Genomic DNA, 12456 nt, shown 5'->3' on the forward strand with positions numbered 1-12456 from the left:
GCTCAATGAAAGTCCCGGCTGGTGTTGCTCTGCGCCAGCCGGCCCATGAGCGGCGTGAGGTCCTTGAAGCCGGTGGCGATGAGGTGCTGCACCTTGCCGCCGCTGTCGTCGTCGCGCTGCCAGGTGCCCTGCACCGCGAGCAGGTGCGACTTCAGCAGCGGCTCGCGCCAGGCCTCGATGACGTGGCTCCAGACGATGACGTTGACGTTGCCGGTCTCGTCTTCCAGCGTGACGAAGATGGTGCCGTTGGCGGTGCCGGGCCGCTGGCGTCCCTTGACGATGCCGCAGGCGCGCACGGTCTGGCCGCTGGGCACGGGGCGCAGCTCCGCGGCGCTCATGAGCTTCATGCGCGCCAGGCGCGGGCGCAGCAGCGCGAGCGGATGGCGGCGCAACGTGAGACCGGTCGAGGCGTAGTCGCCGACGATTTCTTCCCCCTCGGGCGCGGCCGGCAACAGCAGCGCCTGCTCGTGGATCGGCACGCCCTTGAGCAACGCCGGCGACCGATGCTGCGCCGTGGCGTCCCAGACCTGCTGGCGCCGATGGCCCGAGAGCGACATCAGCGCATCGGCGGCGGCGAGCGCGGCCATGTCCTTGCCTTCGAGTTCGGCACGCAGGGCGAGGTCTTCGGTGCTGGTGAAAGGTGCTTGCGCACGCGCCTTCAGCAGGCGCCTGGCGCCGGCTTCGCTGAGGCTCAAGACCCGGTTCAGGCCGAGCCGCACGGCGGGCTGGTTGTCGTTGCCCAGGCGGTCGGCATGGCGCGTGTCGGTGCCGGCCGGCATGCGCGGCGCATCGGGGGCACGGGCTTCGAGCGTGGTGTCCATGTCGCTGCACGTGACATCGACCGGCCGCACTTCGACGCCATGGCGGCGCGCATCCTGAACGAGCTGCGAAGGGCTGTAGAAGCCCATGGGTTGCGAATCGAGCAGGGCCGCGAGGAAGCAGGCGGGCTCGTAGTTCTTGAGCCAGCTGCTCACGGTGACCAGCAGCGCGAAGCTCGCGGCGTGGCTTTCAGGAAAACCGTAGTCGCCGAAGCCGAGGATCTGCTTGAAGATGGCTTCGGCGAATTCGGCCTTGTAGCCCTTATGGACCATGCCATCGACAAGCTTGTCATGAAATTTTCCGAGGCCGCCTTTGCGCTTCCACGCAGCCATGGCACGGCGCAACTGATCGGCTTCGTCGGCGGAGAAGTCGGCGGCAATCATCGCGATCTGCATCACCTGCTCCTGGAAGATCGGAATTCCCAGTGTGCGTTCCAGGGCAGGCCGAAGATCCTCTTTCTCGTAGGTTATCGGCAACCCCTTGGCCACCCGCTCGCGTTGCTTGAGATACGGATGCACCATGCCGCCCTGGATGGGCCCCGGCCGCACGATCGCGACCTCGATCACCAGGTCTTCATAGGTGCGCGGCTTCAGGCGCGGCAGCATCGACATCTGCGCCCTGCTCTCGATCTGGAACACGCCGATGGTGTCGGCGTCGCAGATCATGTCGAACACCTGCGGGTCGTCGTTGGGGATGTGGTGCATCTCCATCATCGAGCCCCGCCAGCGGTTCATGTGGGCCAGCCCGCGGCGGATGGCGCTGAGCATGCCGAGCGCGAGCACGTCGACCTTGAGCATGCCCATGGCTTCGAGATCGTCCTTCTCCCACTGGATGACGGAGCGATTCACCATCGACGCCTTCTCTACCGGCACCAGCCGCGTGAGCTTGGTATGGGTCAGCACGAAGCCGCCCACGTGCTGGCTCAGGTGGCGCGGAAAGCCCTTGAGCTTTTGCGTGAGCTCAATCCACTGCACCAGCTTGAGTTCGTCTTCCTGCACGCCGACGCGCGCGGCGGCCTGGAACAGCTGTTCGCCGAGCACGGTGTCGTCGAACCAGTAGTGGTCCTTGGCGAATTCGTCGATCAGCCGCTCGTCGATGCCGAGTGCCTTGCCGACGTCGCGCAAGGCGCTGCGCGAGCGGTAGCAGATGACGACGGCTGCAATGGCTGCGCGCTCGCGGCCGTATTTTTGGTAGATGTACTGGATGACTTCTTCGCGCCGCTGGTGCTCGAAGTCGACGTCGATGTCGGGCGGTTCGTGGCGATGGCGGCTCAGGAAGCGTTCGAACAGCAGATGGCCTTTTTCCGGATCGATCGCGGTAATGCCAAGGCAGTAGCAGACGGCGGAATTGGCGGAGGAGCCGCGGCCCTGGCAGAGAATTTCCTGCGACTTGGCAAAACGCACGATGTCTTCCACGGTCAGGAAGAACATCTCGTACTTGAGTTCGATGATGAGCTGCAGCTCTTTGTGCACCTGCATGCAGACGCCCGCGGGAATGCCCGAGGCGTACCTTTCGAGCGGATATTTCTTGAGCGCCCCTTCCCATGTCTTGCGCACCAATGTCTGCGCGGCGGTCTCGTTGTTGCCCACCATCTCGAGCGGGTACTTGTAGTTCTCCCGGATCACCTCCGGATCGAACCTGCACCGCCCGGCCACCACCAGCGTGTTCGCCAGCATCCGCGGCAGATAAAGCTCGGCCAGCCGGACCCGCTGCCGCAGGTGCCGCTCGGCATTCGACTGCAGCGCAAAGCCGCACTCGGCCACCGTCCTGCCTTCGCGCACGGCCGTCAGCACGTCGTGCAGCGGCTTGCGTGCACGCACATGCATGTGCACGTCACCCGCTGCCACCAGCGGCACGCCGGCCTGCTCGCCCGCCTGCATCAACGCTACGAACCACAGGTCGTCGTCGATCTCGTTGAGCATCTCGACGGCCAGCCAGAGGTTCTCTCCGTAGAGTGCCTTGGCGGCCGACAGGTCTTCATGCAGCGTGGCCACGTCCATCGCGCCGCCGGGGTTGCGCCGCGGCACGAAAAGAACCTGGCAGTCCTGCAGCGAGGCGACATCGCTGTCTTCCCAGCTCACGCGGTATTCGCCCTTGGGCAATTCGGTGTTGCGCGCGGCGGTGATGAACTCGCAGAGGTTGCCCCAGCCCTCGGTGTCGTTCGCGATCACCACGAGCCTGAAGCGCTCGAAGCGGAACTCGCTGCCGAACAGCAGGCGGAACGAAAGGTTGCGCGGAACCGGCGGCTCGTCGGGGTGCTCTTTCTCGTACTCGTCGAGCCTGGACTCCATGCTGCGCTGATGGACGTGCGCGCGCACGATGCCCGCCACCGAGCATTCGTCGGTGATGGCCAGCGCCGAATAGCCCAGGTGGTAGGCGCGCTCGACCATGTCTTCAGGCATCGATGCGCCGCGCTGGAAGCTGAAGTTCGTCAGGCAGTGCAGCTCGGCATAGTCGGGCAGGCCCGGCACCGGCTTGAGCCGCTGCGGCAGCACATGCACCTTGGCGGGCAAGCGGGCCCGCATCTCCTTGCCGCTCAGGTCAGGCATAGAACCCCTGCAGGTACCAGCGCACCTCGCCCGAAGAAAAGCGCGCCGAAGGCCGTTCGCGAAAGATCCACACCAGTCCGGCTTCGGGGCTTTCGGCGACGTAGTAGTCGCGCATCGCGGGCTGGCCGCCATCGTCCTTGTCGCCCCACCAACCGGCTTCGACGCGCTGCGGGCCGATCAGCTTGCTCAGCGGCCCGCGGTAGCAGGGCCGCTCGCCGTCCATCTCCAGCAGCAGGGGTTCGGGCAGCAGCCACGGCGGGTAGAGCGCATCGGGTTGCGAAGCCGCAGCCCTTGCTTCCTTGCGGCCCCTCCCGGGCTTCTCGGGCTTCTCGGGCGGCGCATCGGCTTTCTGCAGCGCGGGCCGCCACGCCTGCTTACGCTCCGGCCGGTGGTCGGCCTGCGCCGCGGGCACCAGCACCTGCCGGGCGCCGAGCCGCACGCTGAGCCGCTCGACCATTTCGTGGAGCTTGTCGCCCTTGCGGTTGTCTTCCGGCAGAAAGCTGGTGCTGGCGCCGGCCCATGGATCGGTTTCGAGAGTGCGCAGCTTCAGCCAGCTCGCGGGCGCGGCCAGCGTGGTGAGCGCCAGTTTCTCGGAGAGCAGGCGGCGCAGGTGCGCCATGTCCTGCGTGGGCTCGGCGGTGCGCACGGTGACCTGCTGGTGCGGCGGCAGGTTGACGCCATTGAAGCGTTTGAGGTCGAGCGTCCATTGCAGCTCGAGCGCGCGCGCGCCGCGTTGTCGCGCACGCAGCCAGTACTGCAGCGTCGTCAGCAGGCGGTTGGCCGACCACATCAGCTCGGGCGCGGTTTCGGCCAGCGCGGGCAGCTCCAGCTTCTGCTCGAACACGTCGGGCAGCGTGAGCCAGGTATGGCTTTCGGGGCGCAGGCCCCAGGCCATGTCGAGCGCTTCGCGCAGGCCCGCGCCGAAGCGCCGCGTGAGGCCGCCGCGCGGCAACGCGGCCACGTCGCCCCAGGTGCGGCAACCGAGCCGTTCGAGCAGGTCCAGATGCCCGCGCGCGGCGCTCAGCGTGTCGAGCGGCAGGCCGCCGGGCATGTCTTTCGGCCGTGTTTCTTCGCGCGAGAACAGGCGCAGCCGTGCCAGCGCGATCAGGCTGGTGGCGCCCTGCGCGCCCAGCATGCGCGCATCGGGAATGGGGTTGGCGCCGAGCAGCACGCGCATCATCTGCAGCCGCCCACCCCACAGGCGCTCGCAGGCGGAGACTTCGAGCATCAGTGCTTCGTCTTGCCAGGTGACGTGGGGCGTGTAGTGCAGGGCCCACCAGCCCAGGGCTTCGGCCGTGGGCAGAGGCGCCGCGGCGTGTGCGTCATGTGCCTTAGGCGCCCGATGTGCCTCGGGCGTGTCGGCTTCAAGCGACCACCGCAATGCGATCCAGTGCATTCGGTCCTCCTTTCCACGCGTCGATGCGCACCACGGTGGCCGTGGCCGCCGCTTCGCCCACGGGCGCCGTGCCCAGCTGCTGCAGGCGCAGCTTGCGCCGCAGCCGGGCGGCCGCCAGCAGCGCGCTCATGCGCTCGTTGCGCGCGGGCAGCATCACGGGAGAAGCCAGCGGCGGACCGCGGCGCTTGAGGATGCGCAGCTCGATCTGCGCACTGTCGCTCTCGCAGCGGTCGACCTGGATGCGAAGCCGCGCGGGCGAAGCCGACTGCGCCACCGAGTCGGGCCGGCACACGAACAGCAGCACTTCATGCTGCGCGGCGGCCAGCTGCAGCCGCCGCAGTTCGGCCACGCGCGCCTGCGGCAGCCAGGCCACGACGGCGGCCACGTCGGCGCAGCGCAGCGCCTGCTCGCAGGCCCACAGCCGCGCGGGCGCGGCATCGCTCTTGACCCACATCAGGGCTTCGACCGGCAAGCCCTGCGCAGCCAGCGAGGGGCCGCAAGGCTCGTACGGCGCACCGACCAGCACGACCGGCCCGCCGCGCGTGTCCACCGCCTGCGCCAACGCGGGCAGCAGCAGCCGCCAGACATGGGCCTCGGGCGCGGCCTGCAGCAGCTCCGTCATGGCGCCGACCGGCCAGCCGCCGCCCGGCAGCTCGGCGTCGAGCGCGGCATGGCCGGTGGCCGTGACTTGCGCGTCGGCCAGGCCAAGCTCGTCGGCGTGCCAGACGCCACGGCCCGCGGCAGCTGAGAAGGAGTCGAGGAAAGGGAGGCCCATGATTGATCCGTTAACTGTATTTTTATACAGTATTTAGCGGGTCGCAAGAAAGAAGATGTTTTTCTTGTCCGCAGGCCTCTTCATATTCCTGTTGCTCATGCCAAGGTGCCCAGAAGTCGTTTGAGCTGAGGCCGTGCTTTCGCTCCAATGCCAGGCAAAGGAGCCACGCATGAACGACCTGAGCCACCCCACCGTTACCGCCGGCCTGAACTACCTGCAGCCCAGCGCGCTGCGCCCGTTCAGCTACACCTTCCAGCCGCCGCCCGGCACGCCCTGGGAAAGCGGCAGCTACGAACTGCGCCCCGTGCCGATTGCGGATGCGCGCGCCGCAGCGGTGCCGGCCGACATCGAGCGCGAAGGCTTCGTGCTGCGCGATGCGCCCACGGCCGTGGCCGACTTTCTTGACGATGCCGAGGTCACGGCGATCTATCACCGCGAGGTGGCCGAACTGGCGCTGCAGGTCACGGGCGGCGCGCGGGCCCATGTGTTCGACCACCTGGTGCGCCGGCGCGAAGCCGACCGCGTGGCGCTGAGCTTCGGCCGCCGCGCGACCGACGGCAGGGCCGCCGCCAACGGCCGCATCCACAACGACTACACCGAAGAATCGGGCCGCCGCCGGCTGGGCCTGGTGCTGGCCGACGCCGCCGCGGCAAAGGCCGTGCGGCGCTACTGCATCGTCAACGTCTGGCGCTCGATCAGGGGCCCGGTGCTCGACACGCCGCTGGCCGTGTGCGACGCGCGCTCGGTCATGGCAACGGACCTGGTCAGCGCCGAGGTGCGCTACCCGCGCCGCACCGGCGAGATCTATCTGGCGACCCATTCGCCCGCGCATCGCTGGTCGTACTTTTCGGCGATGGACCGGCACGAGGCGCTGGTCTTCAAGCAGTACGACTCGCAACTGAGCGGCGTGTCGCGCTACACGCCGCACGCGGCCTTCGACCACCCCGATGCACCCGCCGACGCGCCACTGCGCGAAAGCATCGAGGCCCGCTGCCTGGTGGTGTTCGAATGACGCCGCCCGGCGCCCTGCCCATGCTCGACTTCTGGTTCGACTTCGGCAGCAACTACAGCTACCTGAGCGTCATGCGCATCGAGCAGGAGGCGGCTCGCCACGGTGTCGGCATCCGCTGGCGGCCCTTTCTGCTGGGACCGATCTTCCGTTCGTTCGGCTGGGAGTCGTCGCCCTTCGTGCGGCAGAAGCAGAAAGGCGACTACGCGTGGAAAGACATGGCCCGCCAGTGCCGCAAGCACGGCCTGCCGTGGAAGCAGCCGACGCACTTTCCGCGGCCGGCGGTGCTGCCGCTGCGCATCGCGCTGGTGGGCGCCGAACAGCCATGGATGGGCGAGTTCTGCCGCCGCACGATGGCAATGAATTTCGCCGAAGACCGCGGCATCGATTCGCCGCAGGCCATGCACACGCTGCTGGTCGACATGGGGCTGCCGGCGCACCGGATCATCGAGGAAGCCGTCTGCGACTTGAACAAGCTGAAGCTGCGGCGCCAGACCGGAAGCGCCGCCGAAAAAGGCATCTTCGGCGCACCCACCTTCTTTGCCGGCGACGAAATGTTCTGGGGCAACGACCGCCTCGACGACGCGCTGGCGTTCTGCCGGGCGGCAGGGTCAGGCAGCGCCTGACCGCTGTTGCCGCGCCTCGGCCGCCAGCCAGGCGGCCACATGGCGCACGTCTTCGCGCGGGGCCTCTTCGGCCTGGATCAGCCAGTAGGCGTGCCCCGAGGCCTGCGCGGGCGCGGGTGAGGCCACCCGGGCAAGGCGCTTTTCATCGAGCAGCGGCTGGATCAGTTCGAGCCGACCCAGCGCCACGCCCTGCCCGGCCAGCGCGGCCTGGATCAGCTGGTCGTACTGGTTGAAGTGCAGCACCGCCTGCGGCTTCGCGTCGGCCCAGCCCACGGCCGCCAGCCAGTCGCTCCACTGCAGCCACGGGTGCTGGGGGTCGTCGAACGCCAGCAGGCACAGGCCCGACACGTCCCCGGCCGAGCGCAGTTGCTTCAAGCCCAGCGAAGGATGCGCCACGGGCGCCACGGTTTCGCCGAAGAGCCGCAGCGCACCGGCCGGCGCCAGCGCGGGCGTGGTGTAGCGGATGGCCAGGTCGATGCCCTCGTTGCGCAGGTCGGCCAGCTGGTTGTTGGACGAAACGCGCACGTCCACGCCCGGGTGCAGCTTCTGCACATGGCTCAGCCGGGGCAGCAGCCAGAGCCCGGTCATGCCGATGCTCGCGCTCAAGGTCACGGGGCGCTGCTCGCCGGCCTGGCGGATGCCACCCATCACGTCCTGCAGTTGCTGCACGGCGCCGTCGGCACTGCGAAAGAGCCGCTCGCCCTCGGTGGTGAAAGAAATCGAACGGTGGCCACGCACCAGCAGCTTCACGCCGAGCTGTTCTTCAAGCGCATGCACCTGCTTGCTGACCGCCGACTGCGTAAGGCACAGGTCCTGCGCCGCCAGCGAGATGCTCATTCGCCGCCCCACCGCGACAAAGCCCCGCACCAGGTCGAGCGAGGCCATGCGAAGGAGTGAAAGTGGCATTCCCATGATGAATATGAAGGCGGATTCTCATGCGGCCGGTGCCGCGCGGCAACCACAGAGCGATTTACCCGCGGAGAGCCGAGCCTTAAGATGATTTATTAACAGTTTGTGACCATGACACACAAAAAGATTCATTTGCGGGTTCCGGCCCTGGCCGCTTTTGCCTTCGCCCTCCTCGGCCTGCTGCCTGCCGCACAGACGCAAGCACAGGCACAGACCAAGCCAATCTTGGTCGGCCAGACCTACGTGAAGACCGGTCCGCTGGCCTCGCTGTCGACCGAGCCGCTCATCGGCATCCGCGCCATGTTCACCGCGCTGAACGCCAGCGGCGGCATCAACGGCCGGCCGGTCGAGCTGCGCCAGTTCGACGACGCCTACGACCCGGCCAAGGGCGCCGAGAACGTGAAGGCCTTCGTCAACGACGGCGCGGTCGGCATCCTGATGCCCATCGGCACCTCGTCGTCGGTCGGCGCCCTGAAGGCGGCCAACGAGCTCAAGGTGCCCGTGGTCGGCCCCTATACCGGCGCGGGCCCGGTGGTGAAGTTTTCCGAATACGGCTTTCCTGTGCGCATCAGCTTCGACGAGGAATACAGCCGCATCGTGAACCACCTCTTCACCATCGGCCTGTCGCGCATCGCCTTTGCGCACAACGACAACCCGGGCGCGCGCTCGGCGATGGAGAGCACGCAGAAGTTCATTGCCGAGCGCGGCGACAAGATGGTCGGCAGCGTGGCCATCAAGAACGACGGCTCCGACGCCGCCGAGCGCGCGGCCGAACTGGCAAAGCTCAAGCCCAAGGCGGTGGTGCTGTCGGCCACCAACGACGTGGCGGCGAAGTTCATCACGGCCTACCGCGCGGCCGGCGGCGAGACGGCTTTTTATTCGTTCTCTTTCCTGAACGGGCAGAAGCTGTTCCAGGACATCAAGAAAGACGCGGCCGGCGTGGTCATCTCGCAGGTCGTGCCCTATCCGTGGAACAGCGCGATGCCGGTGATTGCCGAGTACCAGTCGGCCATGAAGAAGATCGGTGCCACCGAGTTCAGCTATGCCAGCCTCGAGGGCTACGTCACGGCCAAGGTCATGGTCGAAGGCCTGAAGCGCGCGGGGCCCAACCCGACGCCGGACACGCTGCACAAGGGGCTCGAGTCTTTCAAGACGCTCGACATCGGCGGCATTGCCGTGTCTTACAGGCCCGGCGAGCACCGGGGGCTGACCTTCTCCGAGCTGTCGATGCTGAAGGCCGACGGGCGCTATTTGCGCTGAGCCCTTTCAGCCTCAGTCCAGGAACCGCAGCAGCCGCGCGTTGACCTGCGCGGCGCGCTCGTACTGCACCCAGTGCCCGGCGCCATCGATCACCGAGCCTTCGCGGCCCGGCCCTTCGGCCAACAGTTGCGCCACCAGCGGCCGTGGGTCGGCGGTGACGTCGTATTCGCCCCAGAGCAGCAGCGTCGGCACGCCCAGCGTGTCGAGTGCCGCCTGCAGCCCGCCAGAGAGCGACACCTCCTTGCTGCGAAAGCGCGTGCCGTGACACGAGACATCGTGAATCTCGAAGGCCAGCGGGTCGATGGCCGCCTTGTCGTGAAGCATCAGCGCGCCAAGGTTGTGCAGCAGCGCGGTGCGCTCCGCCTCGCGGTCGGGCGCGGCGCGCCAGTTGATCATCTGCACCGTCATGCGCCGCAGCGTGCCATGGCCGCCGCTGCCCAGGAGCGCCATGCGCCGTATCGCGCGGCGCTGCACCGCGAAGCGCGCGGCAGTGAGGCCGCCGAAAGAAAAACCGCCCAGGTCGATGGGCGTGCCGGCGCCGATCAGCGCGTCGAGCGTGCCGCCCAGCGCCTTCAGCAGCGGCGGGAGCGAGTCTTCGCCGGGCGCCACGCGGGGCAGCGCATCGGAATCGTGAAAGCCCGGCATGTCGGGCAGCCAGAGCGTGCGGCCGGCCGACAGCGCCTCGGCATTGCGCAGCCAGTGCATCCAGCTGCCGTGGCCGCCATGCAGCAGCACCAGCGGCGGCTTCGAGGTGTCAGTGCCGAAGCGGCGCCAGCGCACGCGCACGCCCTCGTGCACCGGGTCATGGTGCGTAGAGAGCGCGTCGATGCGCGCGATTTCGGCGCGGGCCTGTTCCAGTTCCGCCGTGCCAGTGCTGGTGCTGGTGCCGCTCATGGCAGCATCCGTTGAAGCTCGGCCTCGCCATCGAGAAACTGGTGCTTGAGCGCACCCAGCACGTGCAGCCCGAACATCACGTAGAGCACGTAGCCGGCCCAGGCATGAACGCCGCCGAGCACCGTGTGCCAAGTTTCCTTCACGGCCGGCTCGATGGCCATGATCCAGCCGATGCGCGGCCATTCGAACAGCCCGAAAAGCTGCATCGGGTGCGTGGCCGCGTCCTTCCAGGCCGAGTCGTGCATCCAGCCCGACAGCGGCAGCAGAATCATCAGCAGGTACAGCACGCCGTGCGCCGCATGCGCGGCAAAACGCTCGAGCTTTCCGTACGAGCCGGGCATGGCCGGCGGCCGGTGCGTGGCGCGCCACAGCAGCCGCAGGATCACCAGCCCCAGCACCGTGATGCCGATCGACTTGTGCGTGTCGACGGCCGGGCGCACCCAGTCGTCGGGGTAATGGTCGACCAGCAGAATCAGTGCAATGTTGGCGGCCATGAGCACCGCGACCAGCCAGTGCAATGCGATGGCGGTTCGGGTGTAGCGGGTTTGTACGGGCATGCGGGGAATTTTCGGGCGTGGGCCGACTCAGTCAGGGGCGCTTGCGATTGTCCCGGCATTGTTCCGGGCCTTTCGAAACCGCTGGCCGATTTTTTGCGTACTCCGTTCGTCGCCTGGGCACCTCCTCTTGAACGATTCCCTCCAACGCGCTTTCGTGGCCGCATCGCCGCGCCTGTCTCCCCCCAGCACCCCGCTGCGAAGCTGGCTGATTCATGGGGGCGTGCTCGTGCTGTGGGCCCTGCTCTTTGCCATGGCCTTTCGCGTCGGCAACGTACGGGCCTGGTCGGTCGGCGTGGCCTATGTGCTGTACGACACCGTGCTGCTGCTGTTCGTAGGATGGATGACGCTGCCGATCCTGCGGCCCAGGCCCGTGCCCGCTTCAGAAACCGCATCCGCCGAAGCGGGCCGCCCCATGCGCCGCAATACGCTGGGCGTGATCGTCGCCTCGCACAACGAAGCCGCGGTGCTGCCCGTGACGCTGGCCGCGCTGCTGGGCCAGAGCGACCTGCCTGACCGCATCGTGATCGCGGACGACGGCTCCAGCGACGGCACCGCCGAACTGCTGACCACGCGCTACGGCCTGGCCGAGCCGCCCCTGGGCCAACTGAGCGCGGCCAGCACCACGCACCCGGGCCTGTACTGGCTGCGGCTGCCGCACGGCGGCAAGGCAGTGGCGCTGAACGCGGCCATTCTCTGCATCGACACCGACACGGTGCTCACGGTGGACGGCGACACGCTGCTCGACCACAAGGCCATCGGCGCGGTTCGCGATGCGTTTTCATCGGAGCCGAACCTGGTGGCGGCCACGGGCGTCATCACGCCGGTGTGCAGCCGCACGCTGACGGGCCGCTGCTTCCAGTGGTTCCAGACCTACGAGTACATCCGCAACTTTCTCTCGCGCTATGCATGGATGCGCGTCAACGGCCTGCTGCTGATCTCGGGTGCCTTCGCGGGCTTCCGGCTCGACGCGGTGCGCGCGGTCGGCGGCTTCGACACCGATTGCCTGGTGGAAGACTACGAGCTCATTCACCGCCTGCACCGCCACGCGCAGGCGCACGGCCTGCCCTGGACCGTGCGTGTGCTGGGCGATGCGCAGGCGCACACCGATGCACCGAGCAGCGTGGGCGCGTTCCTGCGCCAGCGCCGGCGCTGGTTCGGTGGCTTCTTGCAGACGCAATACTGGTACCGCGCGATGGTGGGCGACCGGCGCTACGGCTGGCTGGGCATTGCAATGCTGCCGGTGAAGGCGATCGACACGCTGCAACCGCTGTACGGACTGGCAGCTTTCGGGCTGCTGCTGATGTACCTGGTGCGCGGCAACTTCGGGGTGCTGGCGCCGGTGGCGGGCGTGATCGGCGCGAAGATCGTGCTCGACTTGGCCTTTCACCTGTGGTCGGTATACCTGTACCGCCGCTGGATAGGCCACCGCAGCGAGGGCAGCATGGCGCAGGCCTTTCTGGCAGCGCTGGTCGAGCCGTTCACGTTCCAGATCCTGCGTCACACGGGGGCGGCGTGGGGCTGGTGGACGTTCCTTACAGGGCGCGGCACATGGGGTCGGCAGACGCGCGTGGGGCTGGTCGATGCTGACGGTGTTGGGCGTCGCGGGTCTTAGGCTTGCCTGTTCTTTGCGCTCTTGTTCAGGGCGCTGCTGTTTGGGAGCGG

The 12456-nt window shown here is 67.8% G+C and carries 10 protein-coding genes; 4 read left to right on the forward strand and 6 right to left on the reverse strand.

Annotated features, from left to right (window positions below; genetic code table 11):
• Positions 1-2: 2 nt before the first annotated feature.
• From DBV14_RS28065 to imuA, 3 genes are read right to left on the reverse strand one after another with little or no spacing between them, the layout of a single operon-like run.
• Positions 3-3368 (reverse strand): error-prone DNA polymerase, encoded by a 3366-nt coding sequence (locus DBV14_RS28065; RefSeq protein ID WP_124464353.1) that lies wholly within the window; start codon positions 3366-3368, stop codon positions 3-5.
• Positions 3361-4764 (reverse strand): DNA polymerase Y family protein, encoded by a 1404-nt coding sequence (locus DBV14_RS28070; protein ID WP_124464355.1) that lies wholly within the window; start codon positions 4762-4764, stop codon positions 3361-3363. The genes DBV14_RS28065 and DBV14_RS28070 overlap by 8 nt, the downstream gene beginning before the upstream one ends.
• Entirely contained in the window at positions 4733-5539 is an 807-nt protein-coding gene (gene imuA, locus DBV14_RS28075) for a translesion DNA synthesis-associated protein ImuA (protein ID WP_124464357.1), read from the reverse strand. Before imuA ends, DBV14_RS28070 begins: the two co-directional genes overlap by 32 nt.
• Positions 5540-5708: 169 nt before the next feature.
• Here imuA and DBV14_RS28080 point away from each other — a divergent pair, with 169 nt between their 5' ends.
• Positions 5709-6551: a CmcJ/NvfI family oxidoreductase gene (locus DBV14_RS28080; RefSeq protein WP_124464359.1), complete on the forward strand. Its 843-nt coding sequence runs from the start codon at positions 5709-5711 to the stop codon at positions 6549-6551.
• Positions 6548-7174 carry a 2-hydroxychromene-2-carboxylate isomerase gene (locus DBV14_RS28085; RefSeq protein WP_124464361.1) on the forward strand — a complete coding sequence of 209 codons (627 nt, stop codon included), beginning with the start codon at positions 6548-6550 and terminating at the stop codon, positions 7172-7174. The genes DBV14_RS28080 and DBV14_RS28085 overlap by 4 nt, the downstream gene beginning before the upstream one ends.
• Here the strand turns inward: DBV14_RS28085 and DBV14_RS28090 are convergent.
• A complete protein-coding gene (locus DBV14_RS28090) occupies positions 7160-8080 on the reverse strand; it encodes a LysR substrate-binding domain-containing protein (protein ID WP_124464363.1) in 921 nt (306 codons plus the stop codon). The two genes, DBV14_RS28085 and DBV14_RS28090, sit on opposite strands and share 15 nt — an antisense overlap.
• 114 nt (positions 8081-8194) lie before the next feature.
• Here DBV14_RS28090 and DBV14_RS28095 point away from each other — a divergent pair, with 114 nt between their 5' ends.
• Entirely contained in the window at positions 8195-9343 is a 1149-nt protein-coding gene (locus DBV14_RS28095; RefSeq protein WP_124464365.1) for an ABC transporter substrate-binding protein, read from the forward strand.
• A 12-nt stretch (positions 9344-9355) separates the two neighbouring features.
• On the opposite strand, the gene DBV14_RS28100 is transcribed toward DBV14_RS28095, so the two are convergent.
• Both DBV14_RS28100 and DBV14_RS28105 read right to left on the reverse strand, forming a co-directional pair.
• On the reverse strand, positions 9356-10237 hold the full coding sequence (locus DBV14_RS28100) for an alpha/beta fold hydrolase (RefSeq protein ID WP_124464367.1): 882 nt from the start codon (positions 10235-10237) through the stop codon (positions 9356-9358).
• Positions 10234-10794: a cytochrome b gene (locus DBV14_RS28105; protein ID WP_124464369.1), complete on the reverse strand. Its 561-nt coding sequence runs from the start codon at positions 10792-10794 to the stop codon at positions 10234-10236. Before DBV14_RS28105 ends, DBV14_RS28100 begins: the two co-directional genes overlap by 4 nt.
• Positions 10795-10921: 127 nt before the next feature.
• Between DBV14_RS28105 and DBV14_RS28110 the strand changes: the two genes are divergently transcribed.
• Positions 10922-12406, forward strand: coding sequence for a glycosyltransferase (locus tag DBV14_RS28110; RefSeq protein WP_124464371.1), 1485 nt, complete (start codon positions 10922-10924; stop codon positions 12404-12406).
• Positions 12407-12456: the final 50 nt, after the last annotated feature.

This window comes from Variovorax sp. KBW07, assembly GCF_003852515.1.
Lineage (GTDB): Bacteria > Pseudomonadota > Gammaproteobacteria > Burkholderiales > Burkholderiaceae_C > Variovorax.